Here is a 19,125-nt window from a genome sequence, read left to right on the forward strand (position 1 = left end):
GTTCACCGATCCACTCTCCACCCGCCGAGGACACTTGGCAAGAGGCACTCTGAAAAATCCAGAGTGCCGTGTCCTTCGTTCCACGGGCATGGCAGACTGCTGCCAACTGTGCGTGAGGAGGTCGGAAGTGAGTGAACCGCGGTCCGCCCCGACCGTGGGTCAGGTCGTGCTCGGCAGACGTCTGCAAGACCTGCGCGAGCGACAGGGCCTGAAACGCGAGGAAGCCGCCAAGCTGCTGCGGGTGGCTCCGGCGACGATCCGCCGGATGGAGACGGCCGAGGTCGCGCTCAAGATTCCCTACGTACAGCTGCTGCTCAGGGCCTACGGCGTGCCGGAGGCCGAGGTCGACGCCTTCGTCGACCTCACCGAGGAGGCCAACAAGCCCGGCTGGTGGCAGCGGTTCCACGACATCCTGCCGGACTGGTTCAGCATGTACGTCAGCCTGGAGGGCGCCGCGTCGCTGCTCCGGGCGTACGAACCGCACTTCGTCCCCGGGCTGCTCCAGACCGAGGCGTACGCACGCTCCGTGATGGTCGCGGGGGCGGTGGGACAGGCACGGCCGGACGACATCGAGCGTCATGTGGCGCTCCGGATGGCCCGTCAGTCGCTGCTGACCCGGGAGGACGCGCCAAGGTTCTGGGTCGTCATGGACGAGACCGTGCTGCGCCGCCCGGTGGGCGACAGCCCGGACATCATGCGGGGACAGATCGACAGGCTGCTGGAAGCCGCCGAGCTGCCCCATGTGACGCTTCAGATCGCGGAGTTCTCCAGCGGACACCACCCGGGCACCTACGGGCCGTTCGTGATCTTCCGTTTCGCCGTACCGGAACTGCCGGACATGATCTTCAGCGAATATCTGACCGGCGCCGTATATCTAGATGCCCGTCCCGAAGTGGCCACCCATCTGGAGGTCATGGACCGGATGGCGGCTCAGGCCGCGACTGCACAACGCACGAAGGAGATCCTCAAGGATGTCCGCAAGGAGCTGTGAATGGATCCCATATACAACGGCATGCCCGCCGCCGCCCTCGGTACCGAAGGCTGGCACAAGCCATGGAGCGGCGGCAACGGGGGCAATTGCGTCGAGGCCATGAAGCTGGCGGACGGCAGAATCGCCATGCGCCAGTCGACCGACCCCGACGGGCCGGCGCTGATCTACTCCACGAGTGAGATCGCCGCGTTCATCCACGGAGCCAAGTCCGGTCAGGCGGACTTCCTGCTCACCTGATCCAGGGCCCCGGGCCCTCTTCCCCCCACCGACGCCTCACCGACCCCCACCGGCCGCCCCTCCCGATCCGCGACTCATGGAGCGCACATGACCGGTCACGACGCGATCGACACCACCACGCCCCATCCTGCCCGGGTCCACGACTGGTTACTCGGGGGAAAGGACAATTTTCCGGCCGACGAGGAGATGGGACGCGGGCTCGTCGCGCTGGACGCGCGCGCACCCGACATGGCGAAGGCCAACCGGGCGTTCCAGCACCGGGCGGTGCGGTGGCTGGTCACCACCGGCGGGGTGCGCCAGTTCCTGGACATCGGTACGGGCATTCCCACCGAGCCCAATCTGCACGGGACGGCGCAGCGGGCCGCCCCCGAGTCCCGGATCGTCTACGCGGACAACGACCCGGTCGTGCTGCGGCACGCGCGGGCGCTGCTCGGCTCCACGCCGGAGGGCGTGGCGGAGTACGTACGGGCCGATGTGCGCGAGCCCGAGGCCGTCGTCGAGGCGGCGGGGAAGGTTCTTGACCTGACCCGCCCGGTGGCCGTCTCGCTCGTCGCGCTGCTGCACTACGTCTCCGACGAGGAGGGCCCGTACGAGCTGGTCGGCCGGCTGCTCGCCCCGCTGCCCGCGGGCAGCTACCTGGTCCTCTCCCACGCCACGGGGGACTACGACCGGCGGAGCGCGGACTCGGCCACGGACCGGTACCGGGCGCGCGGGCTCACCTTCGCGCCGCGGACCCGTGAGGAGGTCACCGGGTTCTTCCGGGGGCTCGAACTGGTCGAGCCCGGCGTCTCGTTGGCCGCGGACTGGCGACCCGAACCGGGGGAGCCGGTACAGGTGCCCGGCGGTGGGCCCGTACCGGGGTACGTGGGCGTGGCACGCAAGCTCTGAGCCGGTTCCCGCCGACCGGCACACCGACGTTCAACCGGGCAACGGGGGCGCGGCGTCGCAGCACTTTCAGGTGCGCTGCGGCGCCGCGCGCAGTCCGTCCCGACCGGGAAGGACCCGGGTGTGTGTCAGGCACCCACCTTGCGTTTGTTCCACACGTCGAAGCCCACCGCCGCCAACAGCACCAGCCCCTTGATGACCTGCTGGTAGTCGGTGCCGATACCGACCAGCGACATCCCGTTGTTCAGGACGCCCAGCACGAGCCCGCCGATGATCGCGCCGAACACCGTGCCGACCCCGCCGCTCATCGACGCGCCGCCGATGAACGCGGCGGCGATGGCCTCCAGTTCGAAGTTGATACCGGCCTGCGGCACACCCGCGTTGAGCCGGGCCGCGTACACGACGCCGGCCAGCGCCGCGAGCACACCCATGTTGACGAAGACCAGGAACGTGACCCGCTTGTCCTTCACCCCGGACAGCTTCGCGGCGGCCTGGTTACCGCCCAGCGCGTACACATGACGGCCGATCACCGCGTTGCGCATGACATAGCCGAAGCCGATGAGCAGCGCCGCGAGCAGCAGCAGGACCACCGGCACACCGCGGTAGCTGGCCAGTGTCATCGTGAAGGCGAGGACGGCGGCGGCCAGCGCCACACACTTCATGACGAAGAGGTTGAGCGGAAGCACCTCCAGGTCGTACGCCTGCTGCCGGCGCCGGTCCCGGAACTCCTGGAGCAGCGCGAAGACCAGCAGCGCGACGCCCAACAGCACCGTCAGATTGTGGTAGTTGGTGGTCGGACCGACCTCGGGCAGATAGCCCGTGGAGATCTTCTGGAAGCCCTCGGGGAACGGGCCGAGCGAACGCGACCCCAGGAAGATCTGCGTACCGCCGCGGAAGAGCAGCATGCCGGCGAGTGTGACGATGAACGACGGGATCCCCACGTACGCGATCCAGAAGCCCTGCCACGCCCCCGCGACCGCCCCGATGGCCAGCCCCACGATCAGCGCCAGGACCCAGGGCATGTCGTGCTCGACCATCATCACCGCGCAGGCCGCGGAGACGAACGCCGCCAGTGAGCCGACCGAGAGATCGATATGGCCGGCGATGATGACGATCATCATGCCGATCGCGAGAACCAGGATGTAACTGTTCTGGAGGACCAGGTTGGTGACGTTGTTCGGCTTGAGAAGCACACCGTCGGTCCAGATCTCGAACAGGACGACGATCAGGCCGAGCGCGATCAGCATGCCGTACTGCCGCATGTTGCGGCGGGCGGCCTCCAGCAGCAGCTCCCCGGTGGTCGACCGCTTGGCGGGCGGCTTCGGCGGGGAGTCCTTCGGTGGCTCGCCCTTCGTTATGTCGGTGGTGACCGGACCCATGTCGACTACCTCGTGTTCTTGGTCATATGACGCATCAGGACTTCCTGGGTCGCCTCTGCGCGCGGGATCTCACCGGTGAGCCGGCCGGCCGCCATCGTGTAGATGCGGTCGCACATGCCCAGCAGCTCAGGGAGTTCGGAGGAGATGAAGATGACGGCCTTGCCCTCCGCGGCGAGCCGGTCGATGACGGTGTAGATCTCGTACTTCGCACCGACATCGATGCCGCGGGTGGGCTCGTCGAGGATCAGCACATCGGGACCCGCGAAGATCCACTTGCTGAGCACGACCTTCTGCTGATTGCCACCGGAGAGCCGGCCGACCTGCTCGAACACCGTCGGCGCCTTGATGTTCATGCTGGTGCGGTACGACTCGGCGACCCGGCGCTCCTCGTGCTCGTCGACGATGCCGCGCCGGGACACCTTGGGGAGCGCTCCCAGACTGATGTTGCGGCTGATCGTATCGATGAGATTGAGCCCGAAGTGCTTGCGGTCCTCGGTGACATACGCGATGCCGTGGCCGACCGCCTCGGGCACCGTCCTCGTCCGGATCTCCCGGCCGTCCTTGAGCACCGTCCCGCTGATGTTGCGGCCGTAGCTGCGCCCGAACACACTCATCGCCAGCTCGGTGCGGCCCGCGCCCATCAGCCCCGCGATCCCGACGATCTCGCCCCGGCGCACCTCGACCGAGACCCCGTCCACGACCTTGCGCTGCGGGTCGATGGGGTGGTGCACGGTCCAGTCGCGTACCTCCAGCGCCGGATGGGCGCCCGACTCGCCCTCGAACGGGGTGCGTTCGGGGAAGCGGTGGTCGAGGTCGCGGCCCACCATGCCCCGGATGATCCGGTCCTCGGTGGTCGATCCCGCCTTCACGTCGAGGGTCTCGATGGTCCGGCCGTCCCGCAGGATCGTCACCGAGTCCGCCACCTCGGCGATCTCGTTGAGCTTGTGCGAAATGATGATCGAGGTGATGCCCTGTTCCTTCAACTCAAGCATCAGCCGCAGGAGTTGCGCACTGTCGCTGTCGTTGAGGGCCGCCGTCGGCTCGTCCAGGATCAGCAGCTTCACCTTCTTGGCGAGCGCCTTGGCGATCTCCACGAGCTGCTGCTTGCCGACCCCGATGTCCGCGACCCGGGTCCCCGGATGCTCGTCGAGACCGACCCGCTTCAGCAGCTCGGCGGCGTGCCGGAGCGTCTCGTTCCAGCTGATGAACCCCCTGCTGGCATGCTCGTTGCCGAGGAAGATGTTCTCCGCGATGGACAAGTAGGGCACCAGGGCCAGTTCCTGATGGATGATCACAATGCCCTGGGCCTCGCTGGCCCGGATGTCCTTGAAGGCGCAGGGAGAGCCCTCGAAGAGGATCTCCCCCTCGTAACTCCCGTGCGGATGAACGCCGCTGAGGACCTTCATCAGCGTGGACTTGCCCGCGCCGTTCTCCCCGCAGATCGCATGGACCTCGCCCTGGCCGACCGTGAGACTCACGTCCGAGAGCGCCTTGACGCCGGGGAAGGTCTTGACGATGGAACGCATCTCCAGCACCGGAGCCGAGGGCGCGACGGCCGGTGCTGGAGCGGACGGTTCGCTCACTTCAGGTCACTCGCCTTGAGGTAGCCGGAGTCCACCAGCTCCTTCTGGTAGTTGGTCTTGTCGACGCTGACCGGGTTCAGCAGGTACGCCGGGACGACCTTGACCTCGTTGTTGTAGGTCTTCTCGTCGTTCACCTCGGGCTTCTTGTCCTTCAGCACCGCGTCCGCCATCTGCACGGCCTGCTGGGCCAGCGCCCGGGTGTCCTTGTACACCGTCATCGTCTGCCCGCCCGCGATGATCGACTTGACCGAGGCGACCTCCGCGTCCTGCCCGGTGACCAGCGGGTACGGCTTCTTGGACGTACCGTAGCCGCCCGACTTGAGCGCCGACAGAATGCCGATCGAGATCCCGTCGTACGGCGAGAGGACCGCGTCCACGCTCTTCGAGCTGTACGAGCCGGTGAGCAGGTTGTCCATGCGCTTCTGCGCCGTGCCGCCGTCCCAGCGCAGGGTGGTGACCTGCTCCAGCTTCGTCTGACCGCTCTGCACGACCAGCTGCTTCTTGTCGATGTACGGCTGGAGCGTCTTCATCGCGCCGTCGAAGAAGTAGCGGGTGTTGTTGTCGTCCGGCGAGCCCGCGAACAGCTCGATGTTGAACGGCCCCTTCTTGCTGCCGTCCGCCAGCCCGAGCTTCTCCAGGAGGTAGGTGGCCTGGAGGACACCCACCTTCTCGTTGTCGAACGACGCGTAGTAGTCGACGTTCTTGGTGCCGAGGATCAGCCGGTCGTAGGAGATGACCTTGATGTTCTTGTCGGCGGCCTGCTGGAGCACATCGCTGAGCGCCCGGCCGTCGATGGCCGCGATCACCAGGACGTCCACACCCTTGGTGATCATGTTCTCGATCTGGTTGACCTGCTGGGCGACGTCGTCCTCGCCGTACTGGAGGTTCGTCTTGTAGCCGAGCTTCTTGAACTGGGCCTCGATGTTGGAGCCGTCGGCGATCCAGCGCTCCGACGACTTGGTCGGCATCGCGATGCCGACGGTGGAGTCCCCACCGCTCTTGCCCTCGTCCTTGCTGCCGCCCTCGCTGCTCTGCCCGCAGGCGGCGAGGGAGAGAACCAGGGAGACGGCGGTGACGGCGAGTGCGGCTCGGCGAGTACGCATGGGCGGCATCAGTCCTTGTCGTGGGTCAGGGGAAAACGGTGGAGAACACCCGGCAGCCGGGAACCGAGCGGCGACATACCGCCGTCGGCCCCGTGCCGGGCGAGCAGATCGAGCACGAGCCTGCCGCGGCGGACCCGCTCGCGGGCACTGCTGAGCGCAGTCTCGCGAAGCTGGGCACCAAAGGGATAGATGCCGGGGGACTTTGACAGGCCGAACTTCAGATAGAGCGGGGCACCGCGGCGGATCAACTCCGCCGCCTCGTACATCCGGACGTAGCCGCCGAGGTCGTCGGGCGCCTCGATGTACAGGTCCATGGGCGCGCGGCTGACCCGGCGGATCTCGGTGAAGTGGGCGAGCGCCAGATCCGACGGGATGTTGACGGAGTCGGCCCCGAGCCCCTCGAACACCGCGTACGACGCCGGGTTGACCGGGCCGATCAGCGCCGACACCTTGAACGTCGTGTCGGCGGGCAGCACCCCGCTCTCCCGCAGCCGGTGCAGCGTCCACAGCACGCCCTCGTCGGCGACGAGCAGGCACTTCACACCCAGCTCGGTGGCGCGCACGGCGTCCTCGACGCAGCCGGCCAGCGCGTCGTGGCCACGGGCGCGCAGCCCCGCGCCGCCGGAGTCGGTACGGGTCGAGGCGCCGATGTCCCAGGAGCCGCGCGGCCCGGTGAAGAGGCACAGCTCGATGTCACGGGAGGCGCAGCCGTCGACCATCTCGGTGATGTCGGCGTCGGAGAGCATCCAGACGCCGCTGCCCTGGCTGATGCGGTGGACGGGCACATCGAGCCGGGCGGACTCCTTGAGGACCACCGCGAGGCTCTCCGGGCCCTCCACGGACGGGACTTCGGTACGCCAGGTGCCACCGTCGGGGAAGGAGTGCGGGGAGGTGTCGGCGGGGTCGGGGGCGGGCGCGGCCAGGCCGAGCGAGGCGAGCGCCTGCTCACCGGGGCGGCGGGGGGCGGGGGCTGATGCTTCGGTCACGGACGAGTCCTTCGGTTCAGTGGGAGTGCGTGGTGCGTGGCGTTCAGGTGGTGCGGGTGGTGCCAGTGGTGCTGGGTGGTGCTCGTCGTGCTCAGTAGTGCCAGTGGTGCCAGTGGTGCCGGTCGTGCTCGGTGGCGCGGGGACCGCCGTACGGTCAGGGGCGCAGCAGCACCTTCCCCGTGCCCGGATCGCCCCCGCCGACCAGCGCCACGGCCTCGCCGTACCGCTCCAGCGGGAACTCGTGCGTGACGAGCGGCCCCGGGGTGAGGATCCCCGCCGTGAAGGCCCGTACCGCGAAGTCCCATGCGCTGGACGGCGCGCCGAAGACACTCCGTACCGTCAGCTGCTGGAACGACAGGTGGACCGGGTCGATCCCGGCCGCCCCCGGGGTGAACATCCCGGTGAGCACGACCCGGCCGCCGCGCCGCGCCAGCAGGCACGAGGAGGCCGCCGTGGCGGGCGCCCCGGCCGTCTCCACGACCAGGTCGTACCGCCCGTGCAGCTCCTTGGACTCCTCCGGTGTACCCACTCCGGTGGCCCCGAACTCCTGTGCCTGGAGGGTTCGTTGAGTTCTGGGATCGATCACCGTCAGCTCGCCGGGGGAGGAGGCCGCGAGCAGCTGTACGGCGAGCAGCCCGAGCGTGCCCGCGCCGACCACCGCGATCCGCTCGCCCGGCTCGGGACGGCCCGCCCGGACGGCTGCGGCCACCACGGCGGCCGGCTCCAGCAGGGCGGCGGCGCGCAGATCGGCGTCGTCGGCGAGCAGGTGCAACAGCCGGGCCGGGACGACGACATGGTCGGCGAAGGCGCCGGGCACGGTGAAGCCCGTCTCCTCGTAACCGCCCTCGCACAGCGATGTCTCGCCCTCCCGGCAGCGGGCGCAGGACCCGCAGGCCCGGAAGCCCTCCGCGACCGTACGGCGGCCGAGCAGGGCCGGGTCGACGCCCGCGCCGACCGCGTCCACGGTCCCCGACCACTCGTGCCCCGGGGTGACCGGGTAGCGCACATAGGCCGCGTCGCGGCGGCCGTCGTACACCTCGCGGTCGCTCATGCAGACGCCGGCCGCGAAGACCCGTACCCGTACCTCGCCGGGGCCCGGCTCGGGCACCGCGGCCGTCACCAGCCGGTGCGCGCCCGGCCGTTCGACGACGATCGAGCGGCTGCCCGTCGCTCCGCCGCCCACCGGTCCGTCGCTCACCGTTCCGCCTTCGGGTCGCGCTTCTCCCAGCCCTCGGCCCACAGGTCGAACCGCGCGCGCTGCTGCGGGAATTCGGCCGCGGCCTCCACGTCGAACTCGACACCGAGCCCGGGGGCGTGCGAGATCTCGAAGCAGCCGGTCTCCGGGTCCACCTGCGGCGCGCCCGTGACGACCTTCTTGATCTCCGCGTCCGCGAAGTCGTTGAAGTGCTCAAGGATCTTGAAGTTCGGTGTGCAGGCGGCGACTTGGAGGCTCGCCGCGGTCAGCACCGAGCCGCCGACGTTGTGCGGCGCGATCAGCGTGTAGTGCGTCTCGGCGGTGGCGGCCAGCTTCCTGGTCTCCAGGATGCCGCCGATGTGGCCCACGTCCGGCTGGATGATGTCGGCGGCCTGCGACTCGAACAGCTCGCGGAACTCGATCCGGTCGTGGATGCGCTCACCGGTCGCGATCGGCAGATCGACCTTCGCGGCGACCTTCGCGAGCGCCTTGAGGTTCTCCGGCGGCACCGGCTCCTCCAACCAGGCCGGGGAGAACGGCGCCATCTCGTGCGCCAGCCGGATCGCGGTGGCCGGACTGAACCGCCCGTGCATCTCCAGCATCAGCTCGGCGTCCGGGCCGATCGCGTCCCGTACCGCCTCGATCAGCGCCACGGCGTCGTTGCTCGCCTGCCGGTCCAGCTCGAAGTGGCCGGTCCCGAACGGGTCGATCTTCAGCGCCCGGTAGCCGCGCGCCACGACCGCCTCGGCGGCCTTGTGGTACGCCTCCGGGGTCCGCTCGGTGGTGTACCAGCCGTTGGCGTACGCCTTGACCCGGTCGGTGACCTTGCCGCCGAGCAGCTGCCAGACCGGCACGCCCAGCGCCTTGCCCTTGATGTCCCAGCAGGCCATCTCGATGACCGCGATGCCCGACATCACGATCTCGCCGGCCCGCCCGTAGTCGCCGTACTTCATCCGTCGGACGAGGTCTTCGACCGCGAACGGGTCGGACCCCCGGAGATGGTTGGCCTCCGCCTCGCGCAGATACCCGACGAGCGCGTCGGTCCTGCCGAGCATCCGGGTCTCGCCGACTCCGGTGAGGCCCTCGTCGGTGTGGACCAGGACGTAGGTGAGGTTACGCCAGGGCGTACCGACGACATGCGTGCTGATTCCCGTAATGCGCAAGGCTGTGTCCCTAGGGTGCGATGGGGCTGTGTTCGGTTCGGTGTTCGGGTCGTTCGGTATTTCGTCACACGTTCGAAATCGTGGCGTGACGGTATTCAGGCTGCCGGAGGGGTGTCAATGGGTAGTGCACCGGTTAGCCTGTGTTCGTCATGTCGGCCGATGGCCGAAGTACCGAACAAGAGGGGTGGGTGGTCGGTCGTGGGTCGGCTGGTCCCCGCGGTGACGCGGGCCCTGGACATACTCGAACTGTTCCTGGAGGGCGACGGCACGCTCTCCGCGCCCGATGTCATTCGCAAACTCCAGCTGCCGCGCACCACCGTGCACGAGCTGCTCACCACGCTGGCGGCCCGCTCCTATCTGGCGCCCGTGCCCGGCCGGCCGGGCCGCTACCGGCTCGGCGTGCGCTCGTACCAGCTCGGCAGCCGGTACGCGGAGCAGCTCGACCTCGCGGCCGAGGGGCGGCAGGTCGCCCGGGAGACGGCCGAGACCTGCGACGAGACCGTCCATGTCGCGATCCTGGAGGACACGGACGTCATCTACATCGCGAAGGTGGACTCCACCCACGCGGTCCGGATGGTCTCCGCCGCCGGCCGCCGGCTGCCCGCGCACTGCACCTCCGTGGGGAAGATGCTGCTCGCCTCGCTGCCGCCCGCCGACCTCGAAGAACGCATCGCCGGACACGAGTTCACCGCGATGACCCCCGCGAGCCTGACCGACCCCGATGCCCTCCGCGCCGAGCTGGCCGGTATCCGGGAGCGCGGCTTCGCCGTCGAGCACCGCGAGTCCAATCCTGACGTCAGCTGTGTGGCCGCGCCGGTACGTGACCGGGTGGGCCGGGTCGTCGCCGCCCTCTCCATCTCCGTACCGATGATTCGCTGGAGCGACGCCCGCGAGGAGGAGCTGGCCCAGCTCGCGGTCAAGGGAGCGGGCGCGCTCTCCGCGAGGCTGGGCCACCGCGGGCAGCGCTGACGGCGAAGCCGGCGGCAGCGCGGGTGGCGGCGCGGGTGGCGGCGCGGGGGAGAATGGCGCCATGGCCCGCCGCACGTCACGTCCCGCCCGTACCCGTACCCGCACCGACGCCCGTACCGCTCCCGGTACGGCCACCACCGTCCCGCCGGCCGCGCCCGCCGGACCCTGCCCCTGCGGCGCGGGCGAGCCGTACGGCGCGTGCTGCGGACGGTTCCACACCGGAGCCGCCGCCGCGCCCACGCCCGAGCTGCTGATGCGCTCCCGCTACAGCGCCTTCGCCGTCCTGGACGCGCCGTATCTGCTGCGCACCTGGGCCCCCGCCACCCGGCCGGAGCGGCTGGACCTGGACCCCGGGACGCGCTGGACCGGCCTGGAGATCCTGGAGACCACCGGCGGCAGCGCCTTCCACCCGGCGGGCACGGTCACCTTCCGCGCCCGCTTCCGCGAGGGCGGCAGGGACGGCGAACTGCTGGAGCGCAGCCGCTTCGAGCGGCACGAGGGCGCGTGGGTGTACGTGGACGGTACGTTCCCGGAGTGAGCGGCCGGGCCGTGCCTAGGCTCGCCCCCACCGCTCCGTCCGCCCCAAGCCTCCCCGTACGCCCCCACCGCCCCGTACGCCCCATGCCGCCCCGTCCGCTCAGCGCGTCGTCGAGAGCGTCGCCCCCGACGGGCGCAGCCCCCGGCCGCCCGGCAGATCATGCGCCAGGTCCTCCGCGAGCAGCCGCTTCGCGATCGCATCCACGGCCCCGCGCAGCTCCGTACTGCTCGGGCGGCCCCGGTCGGCCTCCAGCCGGTCGCTCAGCCAGCGGCCCCAGGCCGCCGTGATCACCGCGGCCTCGCGGCTGCCCGCCTCCGTGTGCGCGAGCATGTTCCCCGTACGGCTCAGATATCCCTCGTCGACCATGCGGTCGAAGACCGGCAGCAGCACCTCCGGCGGCACCCGGTGGCGGCCCGCGATCAGACCCAGACTCGCGTGTCCGACCATCCGGGTGAACAGCTCGACCTGCATCACCGCCCACGCCCCGGCCATGTCGAGCCGCGTATCGGCGGACCCGACGATTCCGCGCGCCTCCTCCCCGCGCGTGGAGCGCAGGATCTTCGCCACGGACAGCTCCAGCAGCCGGGCCGAGTCACCGGAACCGGGCTGCGCGAACCCCTCGCCCATGTCCGTGGAACCGGCCCGCGCCGAGTCGTGCAGCTTCACCTGCTTCAGGAAGAGCGCCACCACGAACCCGATGAGAGCCACCGGCACCGTCCACAGGAACACCGTGTGCAGCGCGTCCGCGTACGCCTGGACGATCGGGCCCGACTGCGCCCCGGGCAGCCGGTGCACCCCCTGCGGGCTCTGCGCCGCCCTGGCCACGGCCGCCGGGTCGGTGCCCGCACCGCCCGCCCGTACCGCCTCCGCGACCCCGCTCCGCAGCCGCGGCGCCAGGGAGTTCGCGTAGATCGTCCCGAACACGGCCGTACCGAAGGCGCTGCCCAGCGTACGGAAGAAGGTGACGCCCGAGGTCGCCGTGCCCAGGTCCGCGTAGGCCACCGTGTTCTGCACGGCGATCGTCAGCACCTGCATGGAGAGCCCGATCCCCAGCCCCAGGACCAGCATGGACCCCGACTCCCGCCAGACCCCCGACCCCGGCCCCATCCGCGACAGCAGGAAGAGCCCGACGCCCATCACCAGCGAACCGACGATCGGGAAGATCCGGTACCGCCCCGTACGGCTGACCACGTTCCCGCTGAACACCGACGCCGCCAGCAGCCCGAGCACCATCGGCAGCGTCCGTACCCCGGAGACCACCGCCGAATCGCCGTCCACGTACTGGAGATAGGTCGGCAGATACGTCAGCGCGCCGAGCATCGCGAACCCCACGATGAAGCTCAGCACCGCGCAGACCCCGAACACCGGATTGGCGAACAGCCGCATCGGCAGCATCGGTTCGGCGGCACGCGTCTCCACCACACAGAACAGCGCGAGCGCGGCGGCCCCGCCGACGAAGAGCCCGAGGATGACCGGCGAGCCCCACGCGTACTGATTGCCGCCCCAACTCGTCGCCAGAATCAGGGCACTCGCCCCGACGGCCACCAGCGCGATGCCCGGATAGTCGATGACGGGCCGCCTCGCCGCCTTGACGGACGGGATGGTGCGGGCCGCCGCGATCACCACGGCGATCGCGATCGGCACATTGACGTAGAAGCACCAGCGCCAGCTCAGATTGTCCGTGAACACCCCGCCCAGCAACGGCCCGACCACCGTGGCCACCCCGAAGACCGCGCCGATCGCCCCCTGGTACTTGCCCCGCTCCCGCAGCGGGATGACGTCCGCGATCAGCGCCATGGCCGTCACCATCAGCCCGCCGGCGCCGATGCCCTGGACGGCGCGCCACAGGATCAGCAGCGTCATATTGGTGGCGAGGCCGCAGAGGAACGACCCGACGATGAAGATGACCGCCGAGACCTGGAAGATCAGCTTCCGGCCGAAGAGATCACCGAACTTGCCGACCAGTACGGTGGCGACGGTCTCGGCGAGCAGATACGCGGTGACCACCCACGACATGTGCGCCGCGCCGCCCAGATCCGACACGATCGTCGGCAGGGCCGTGCCGACGATCGTCTGGTCGAGCGCGGCGAGCAGCATCCCGAGCATGATCGTGCCGAAGACGATGTTCCGCTGCCGCTTGTCGAGTACGGGCGGCACGGGGGCGGACGCCGGCAGCGGCGCCGGTGCCGTGGTTTCGCTGGCTGTTGTCACCCTTGCACCGTCACATTCGGCACTTCGGCGCGCATGTGGGGGAGTCCGTACCGGTGAGAGAACGCGCGACCGGGTTTGAACCGACGGCTGCCGGACGGGTTGCTCGCGCGACCGCTACCGCGCGAGCACCTCCGCCAGGTCGTACCCCACCGGCTCCACCAGCTGCGCGTACGTACAGCTCTCCGGTGTACGGTCCGGGCGCCACCGGCGGAACTGGGTGGTGTGCCGGAACCGGTCGCCCTCCATATGGTCGTACGCCACCTCGCACACCCGCTCGGGCCGCAGCGCCAGCCAGGACAGGTCCTTCGTACCCGACCAGCGGCTCGGCGCGCCCGGCAGCCGGGCGCTCTCGTGCGCGGACTCCTCGGACCAGGCCGCCCACGGGTGGCCCGCCGCCGTCTCCATCCGCAGCGGGGCCAGCTCCTCGGCCAGCTCGGCCCGGCGAAGCATGGAGAAGGCCGCGCACACCCCGACATGCTGGAGGACGCCGCCGGAGTCGAACAGCCCCAGCAGCAGCGACCCCACCACGGGACCGCTCTTGTGCGGGCGGTACCCGGCGACGACCACGTCCGCCGTCCGCTCGTGCTTGATCTTGTACATCGACCGGGTGTCAGGGCGGTACGGCAGGTCCAGCGGCTTGGCGACCACCCCGTCGAGTCCGGCGCCCTCGTACCGCTCGAACCACACCTCCGCCAGCGCCGGATCGGTGGTGGCGGGCGCGAGATGGACCGGCGGACGGACGCCCGTCAGCGCCGCCTCCAGCGCCTCCCGGCGCCGTACCTGCGGGAGATCGAGCAGCGAGCCGTCCCCGAGGGCCAGCAGGTCGAACGCGACGAAGCTCGCCGGGGTGCGGGCGGCGAGCAGCTCCACGCGGGACTTCGCGGGATGGATCCGCTCGCTCAGCCGGTCGAAGTCCAGCCGGTCCCCGTGGACGACCACGATCTCGCCGTCCACCACACAGCGCTCGGGCAGCTCGGCGCGCAGGGCCGTGACCAGCTCGGGGAAGTAGCGGGCGAGCGACTTCCCGGTCCTGCTGCCGATCACCACCTCGTCCCCGTCCCGGAACACGATCGCCCGGAACCCGTCCCACTTGGCCTCGTACTGCATCCCCGGCGGGATACGGGCCACGGACTTGGCGAGCATGGGTTTCACGGGAGGCATGACCGGAAGATCCATGCTCCTGATTGTCCTCGGCGGTCCCGGACTCCGCCCGATATGCGCACCGCGCCGATATGCGCACCGGGCCGATATGCGCTCCGCCTCCGCCCGGCCTAGCGTTGCCCCCATGGGATCGGGAGCGGGTCAGGCGGTGGAGCTGGAGGCTGACGGCCGGACCGTACGGCTGTCCAGCCCCGACAAGGTCTACTTTCCGGAGCGCGGCTTCACCAAGCTGGACGTCGCCCGCTACTACCTCGCCGTCGCGCCCGGCATCACCCGCGCCCTGCGCGACCGGCCCACCACGCTGGAACGCTTCCCGGACGGCGTCGAGGGCGAGTCCTTCTTCCAGAAACGCGCGCCCAAGAACCTGCCCAACTGGATCCCCACCGCCCGGATCGACTTCCCCAGCGGCCGGTCCGCCGACGAGATCTGCCCGACCGAGCCCGCCGCCGTCCTCTGGGCGGCGAACCTCGGCTGCCTCACCTTCCACCCCTGGCCCGTCCGCAGAGGCCGCACCGACCACCCCGACGAGCTGCGCATCGACCTCGACCCGCAGCCCGGCACGGACTTCGCCGACGCGGTCAGGGCCGCCCACGAACTCCACGCCTTCCTCGACGAACAGGGACTGGTCGGCTGGCCCAAGACCTCCGGCGGCCGGGGCCTGCACGTCTTCGTCCCGATCGAACCGCGCTGGACCTTCACCGAGGTACGCCGCTGCGCCATCACCGTCGGCCGCGAACTGGAGCGCCGGATGCCGGGCCGGGTGACCACCGCGTGGTGGAAGGAGGAACGGGGCGAACGCATCTTCGTCGACTACAACCAGACCGCCCGCGACCGCACCATCGCCAGCGCCTACTCCGTACGCCCCCACCCCCACGCCCCGGTCTCCGCCCCCCTGCGCTGGGACGAACTCGACGCGGTGACCCCGCGCGACTTCGACCTGGCCACCATGCCCGTACGCTACGCCGAACTCGGCGACGTACACGCGGACATGGACGAGAACCGCTACAGCCTGGAGGGCCTCCTGGACCTGGCGGACCGCCACGACCAGGACCACGGCCCGAGCGACATGCCGTACCCCCCGGACTACCCGAAGATGCCGGGGGAGCCGAAGCGCGTCCAGCCGAGCCGGGCGCGGCGGGAGAAGTAGCGGCGGGCGGTGGCCTGGGCGCGGGGGACTACCGCGTGGCTCCCTCGGGCCAGAGGACGCTGACGGGCACACCGACACGCTCCGCGTAGGACACGACATCGGCCGTGCCGCCGTACCCCCGAGCCGGAAGGCCGTCCCAGACGGCGAGCAGCCGGTCCGAGAGGCCGACGAGGATTTCGCTGCCCGACTGGTGGGCCTCGGAGTTGGATTCGGTCAGGCCGGTGTGGTGGGTGTCGGAGGCGCGCGAGAGCAGTTCGTCGTAGTCCGCGTGATGCCAACCGGGCAGGCCGTCGCGGTACCGCTCGGCGGGTACCACGACTTCGAGACGTCCGCCCGCGTCGAGTACGGCCTGAGCCCACCAGGTGTCCGGGCCGTCCGCGATACAGCTGATGCCGACCAGGTCGCGCGACCCGATGACGGTGACCTGTTCGGCCAGCATGGCGCGCACCTGCTGCTCGATTTCCTCGGACAGGCCCCGGTGCCCGGTGATGCCGACACGCATCGTGCGTCCTCCTACAGGTATGCGGTGTGTAGTTGGTCGTCGAACTCGCGCACCATACTCGGTGGCGAAGAGGACGAATAACAGCGGCGCAGGGCACGAGCTTTTTCGACGATCCTGCCGGATCGAAGGCGTATCCCCTCGGAGAGTCCTCGGCCGCCGAGACCGAAGGCCGCGTCGGTATTCCCCTCAGCGAGGTGCCGTGAAGCGACATCAAGAGTGAGCAGGGCCCGTTGTTTGTCGTGCCCGCCGCTGAGAGCCGCGGCGATGACTTCATCACTCATGCGTGTGCGGTGGGCTGGACCGAGCCGTGCCGCGCATGTGATGCGGCAGGCAGCGATCTTCCGCTCGTCAAAGGCGAAGATCCATGGCCAGGCGATCGGATCGGAGCCGGAAATGCGGCCCGCGTGCTGTTCGCATGCCTGGAGGGCTCTGTCGCAGGCTCGGCGCGAGCCGCCGGCCGCGTGGGCGACCGCTTCGATGGAGGAGAGCCATGCGCCCGCGAGTGGCGGCACATTCGGGCCGAGTTGGTGTCGAGCGTTGGTGACAAGGCGCAGAGCTTCGTGGGGGTTCCCGGTATCGGCCTCGAAGGAAGCGAGTGAGCCGGCCTGGTAGGCGCCGAGCAAGACGTTGTCGGCTCCTCGTGCCGCTCCGATGGCCGAGCCGTACCACCTGCGTGCGGAGCCATGGTCAGCCATGTCCCAAGCCAGCCACGCCGCGAATGACGCGGCCTCGGAGCCGACGGATGCCATACGGGCGCGATGGTGAGCATCGGGTGCCAGGTCCGCGATCGTCTGGATCAGCCGCAAGTGGCCGTGAATGGCCTCGGCCAGGCTGCGAGAAGGGATGGTGGCGTCCAGGCGGCGGTAGGAGGCGGTTGCCGTTCGTAGAGCAGCGGCCTGGGAGGTATCCCATTCAGGCAGAGCAGAGGAAGGGACGGCTGAGACGAGTGGATGGGCTGTTGCCGCGACGGCGGCGGTGAGGAATTCGCGTCGTTCCACGGGAGGGTGTCCGTTCGTGTGCTGATTGGCGAGGCCAACCAGTTCGAACGGTAGCCCGAGGGCTGCGGCGGCGCTCGCCAGAGTTGTTGTGTTGTAGGCGCCGGTGCGGCGATTCTCCAGACGGGACACGGCCGCTTGGGACAGGCCGCAGGCGTCGGCGAGTTCACCCTGATTGAGGCCCGCGATCTGCCGCGCGCGCTGAATCACGCGGCCGAAGTCACCAGCGCGAGAAGCGTCCTTGAGGTCACCGAAAGCGGACCAGTCAGTGTTCTGATTCCCCACGGTAAGCAGCATCTCACCCTTGAACAAGCTCCGGATATGCACTTTGCGGATATCGGTATCCGGTTGACGAATGAGCCGTGGCGGCGCAGGGAGTTGGCGGGGTTTGCTTACGACCTCTTGGAGACCCGAGGGCTGCCGGGGCTGCACCCGGCTGCCGGTGAGGGGGACCTGTAAACGTGACGACAACCGAGTCGGTGGAAACCGTTTCAGCGGCCAATGAATGGTCGCTGCACTACACGATGGTGCCTGGCTCGGTGCGTCTCGCACGGATACATGTTCGTCGGCACGTGGTTCTCGGCGTGTGGGCGGCACCGTCGCCGCATGAGGTCGAAGAACTCACCTGGCGGCTGCGGGCCGTCCTGATCCCTCTGGGGGACGACCTCCTTCGGGAGTCGCCCGCAGGGACCGTCTACGCGGCGGCCGAGGCGGTTGGGCGCGCGGCGGCTCTCCGTACGCTTGAGGCGCCCACCGAGTTCGTGGCGGCCCGTGCGTATGCGCGCCGTCTGGCCTTGGCCGCGCTCGACATGCTGGACCTGCTTGCCGAGGCGACCGATACTGCGGAGCTGACCGACGTCAGTAGGTGGTTGGCGTGACGGCGCTGCCACGCACCTTCTGGTGCCATGTCGATTTCGTCGGGAACCCGCCGCTGACCGAGCCGCTGGACGACTTCACGACGACGGCTCCGGGGGCGGCCGTCGACTGGGTGCGCGAGTCCGTACGCGGACTCAGTCCGACGCTGGACCGCGAGACGTTCCACTACGTCTGGGGCTGGCTCGGCGACCACCGCGCCGTTGACGCGGCTGTCGTCGGATTGCGCAGGGGGAAACCGTACGGGTTCGCCCTGGGGACATCGATCGGCCTGTGGACGTGGAGCGTCTGTCCCGTCTCCGTCCTCACCACAATCGGCTCCCGCTACAACTGCTCCCTTTCCTCCGCCTCGTAGTGCACTCCAGTCCGGAGCAGGACCACGACCACGAACCTGAACCAAACCACTCCCTCCTGGAGGCTCAGTGTTAACACCGCCCGCTTTCCCGGACTTTGAGCACGCGTACCTGAACGTGCTTGAACACATCGTGGGGAATGTGAACTTCGAAGACTGGCCCCCGCTGCTCGTCGTAGACGTGGAAGGCAACGGCGGCAACCCGCCCGACCTGGTCGAAGCCGCGGCTCTCCCCATCCGCGGCGGCAAGCCCGACACCAGTACGGCCGGGGCGTGGACGGTCCGTCCGCCCCGGCCCGTCACACCGTTCGCGGCGAAGGTCCACGGCCTCACCAACGAACTGCTGGCCGACCGCCCGGTCTGGCAGGAGGTCGCCGACCAGGCTCGGACCCTCCTGGCCGGCGCGTGGATCTGCGCGCACAACGCACATGTCGACTACGGAGTCCTGAAGCGGCACCTGCCCGCGTGGGAACCGGCCGGAGTGATCGACACCCTCCGCCTCGCCAGGGCCACCTACAAGGGCCTGCCCTCGTACTCGCTCGATGCCCTGACCGACTACATCGGGCCCGACCTCACCGCCGCCCCGGGGCGGCGGCACCGCGCCACGTACGACGCGTATGCCACCGCACAGCTGCTGATCGCCATGGCCGGTCACTACGACACGTGGGGCCAGCTGATCGCTGTCGGAGTCCCGCCCAACCTGCCCGGAGCCGCTGAGCCGGAGACGGAACAGACCCTGTGGTGAAGTGTTTCTAGGGCCTGTGTGGGGTTGTGATCTGGATCAGGGAGCGGGGCGTGGTGCGTGCGATCGCAAGGCGCCGAGAGGCCCTCGTAGCGGAGCTACTAGGGCATTTC

General features: G+C 69.7%; 19 protein-coding genes. 9 read left to right on the plus strand and 10 right to left on the minus strand.

The window, feature by feature from the left end:
- Positions 1-127: 127 nt before the first annotated feature.
- The 3 genes from AB0389_RS11270 (at position 128) to AB0389_RS11280 (ending at position 2,116) form a co-directional block, all read left to right on the plus strand.
- Positions 128-991, plus strand: a complete 864-nt coding sequence (locus tag AB0389_RS11270; RefSeq protein WP_366395076.1) for a helix-turn-helix transcriptional regulator — start codon at positions 128-130, stop codon at positions 989-991.
- Positions 992-1,228 carry a DUF397 domain-containing protein gene (locus AB0389_RS11275; RefSeq protein WP_366395077.1) on the plus strand — a complete coding sequence of 79 codons (237 nt, stop codon included), beginning with the start codon at positions 992-994 and terminating at the stop codon, positions 1,226-1,228.
- Positions 1,229-1,315: 87 nt separating this feature from the next.
- Positions 1,316-2,116, plus strand: a complete 801-nt coding sequence (locus AB0389_RS11280; RefSeq protein ID WP_366395078.1) for an SAM-dependent methyltransferase — start codon at positions 1,316-1,318, stop codon at positions 2,114-2,116.
- A gap of 125 nt (positions 2,117-2,241) precedes the next feature.
- Here the strand turns inward: AB0389_RS11280 and mmsB are convergent, their stop codons facing one another.
- From mmsB to AB0389_RS11310, 6 genes are all read right to left on the minus strand, one after another.
- Positions 2,242-3,492, minus strand: coding sequence for a multiple monosaccharide ABC transporter permease (gene mmsB, locus AB0389_RS11285; protein ID WP_366395079.1), 1,251 nt, complete (start codon positions 3,490-3,492; stop codon positions 2,242-2,244).
- A gap of 5 nt (positions 3,493-3,497) precedes the next feature.
- On the minus strand, positions 3,498-5,018 hold the full coding sequence (gene mmsA, locus AB0389_RS11290; RefSeq protein WP_366395106.1) for a multiple monosaccharide ABC transporter ATP-binding protein: 1,521 nt from the start codon (positions 5,016-5,018) through the stop codon (positions 3,498-3,500).
- Between the two features lie 53 nt (positions 5,019-5,071).
- On the minus strand, positions 5,072-6,178 hold the full coding sequence (gene chvE / locus AB0389_RS11295; RefSeq protein ID WP_366395080.1) for a multiple monosaccharide ABC transporter substrate-binding protein: 1,107 nt from the start codon (positions 6,176-6,178) through the stop codon (positions 5,072-5,074).
- 8 nt (positions 6,179-6,186) lie between these two features.
- The gene (locus AB0389_RS11300) at positions 6,187-7,164 is read right to left on the minus strand and encodes a hypothetical protein (RefSeq protein WP_366395081.1); all 978 of its coding nucleotides are present in this window, start codon (positions 7,162-7,164) and stop codon (positions 6,187-6,189) included.
- A gap of 154 nt (positions 7,165-7,318) precedes the next feature.
- Positions 7,319-8,362: an alcohol dehydrogenase catalytic domain-containing protein gene (locus AB0389_RS11305; protein WP_366395082.1), complete on the minus strand. Its 1,044-nt coding sequence runs from the start codon at positions 8,360-8,362 to the stop codon at positions 7,319-7,321.
- Positions 8,359-9,522: a mandelate racemase/muconate lactonizing enzyme family protein gene (locus AB0389_RS11310; RefSeq protein ID WP_366395083.1), complete on the minus strand. Its 1,164-nt coding sequence runs from the start codon at positions 9,520-9,522 to the stop codon at positions 8,359-8,361. The genes AB0389_RS11305 and AB0389_RS11310 overlap by 4 nt, the downstream gene beginning before the upstream one ends.
- A 198-nt stretch (positions 9,523-9,720) precedes the next feature.
- Between AB0389_RS11310 and AB0389_RS11315 the strand changes: the two genes are divergently transcribed.
- Positions 9,721-10,491 (plus strand): IclR family transcriptional regulator, encoded by a 771-nt coding sequence (locus AB0389_RS11315; protein ID WP_366395107.1) that lies wholly within the window; start codon positions 9,721-9,723, stop codon positions 10,489-10,491.
- Between the two features lie 61 nt (positions 10,492-10,552).
- Positions 10,553-11,029 (plus strand): YchJ family protein, encoded by a 477-nt coding sequence (locus tag AB0389_RS11320; protein WP_366395084.1) that lies wholly within the window; start codon positions 10,553-10,555, stop codon positions 11,027-11,029.
- Positions 11,030-11,128: 99 nt separating this feature from the next.
- Here the strand turns inward: AB0389_RS11320 and AB0389_RS11325 are convergent, their stop codons facing one another.
- Positions 11,129-13,240, minus strand: a complete 2,112-nt coding sequence (locus tag AB0389_RS11325; protein ID WP_366395085.1) for an MDR family MFS transporter — start codon at positions 13,238-13,240, stop codon at positions 11,129-11,131.
- Between the two features lie 114 nt (positions 13,241-13,354).
- Positions 13,355-14,416 (minus strand): ATP-dependent DNA ligase, encoded by a 1,062-nt coding sequence (locus tag AB0389_RS11330; RefSeq protein WP_366395086.1) that lies wholly within the window; start codon positions 14,414-14,416, stop codon positions 13,355-13,357.
- Between the two features lie 109 nt (positions 14,417-14,525).
- On the opposite strand from AB0389_RS11330, the gene ligD reads away from it, so the two are divergent.
- Positions 14,526-15,548: a non-homologous end-joining DNA ligase gene (gene ligD, locus AB0389_RS11335; RefSeq protein WP_366395087.1), complete on the plus strand. Its 1,023-nt coding sequence runs from the start codon at positions 14,526-14,528 to the stop codon at positions 15,546-15,548.
- 28 nt (positions 15,549-15,576) lie between these two features.
- Here the strand turns inward: ligD and AB0389_RS11340 are convergent, their stop codons facing one another.
- Positions 15,577-16,050: a hypothetical protein gene (locus AB0389_RS11340; protein WP_366395088.1), complete on the minus strand. Its 474-nt coding sequence runs from the start codon at positions 16,048-16,050 to the stop codon at positions 15,577-15,579.
- Between the two features lie 11 nt (positions 16,051-16,061).
- Positions 16,062-17,342, minus strand: a complete 1,281-nt coding sequence (locus AB0389_RS11345; protein ID WP_366395089.1) for a helix-turn-helix transcriptional regulator — start codon at positions 17,340-17,342, stop codon at positions 16,062-16,064.
- Between the two features lie 164 nt (positions 17,343-17,506).
- Between AB0389_RS11345 and AB0389_RS11350 the strand changes: the two genes are divergently transcribed.
- The 3 genes from AB0389_RS11350 to AB0389_RS11360 all read left to right on the plus strand — a co-directional run bounded on the left by AB0389_RS11350 (position 17,507) and on the right by AB0389_RS11360 (position 19,015).
- On the plus strand, positions 17,507-17,923 hold the full coding sequence (locus AB0389_RS11350; RefSeq protein ID WP_366395090.1) for a DUF6415 family natural product biosynthesis protein: 417 nt from the start codon (positions 17,507-17,509) through the stop codon (positions 17,921-17,923).
- On the plus strand, positions 17,920-18,273 hold the full coding sequence (locus tag AB0389_RS11355; protein WP_366395091.1) for a hypothetical protein: 354 nt from the start codon (positions 17,920-17,922) through the stop codon (positions 18,271-18,273). Before AB0389_RS11350 ends, AB0389_RS11355 begins: the two co-directional genes overlap by 4 nt.
- A gap of 139 nt (positions 18,274-18,412) precedes the next feature.
- Entirely contained in the window at positions 18,413-19,015 is a 603-nt protein-coding gene (locus AB0389_RS11360) for a 3'-5' exonuclease (protein WP_366395092.1), read from the plus strand.
- The last annotated feature ends 110 nt before the right edge of the window (positions 19,016-19,125 follow it).

This window comes from Streptomyces sp. NPDC093109 (assembly GCF_040701725.1).
In the GTDB taxonomy this organism is placed as follows: Bacteria; Actinomycetota; Actinomycetes; order Streptomycetales; family Streptomycetaceae; genus Streptomyces.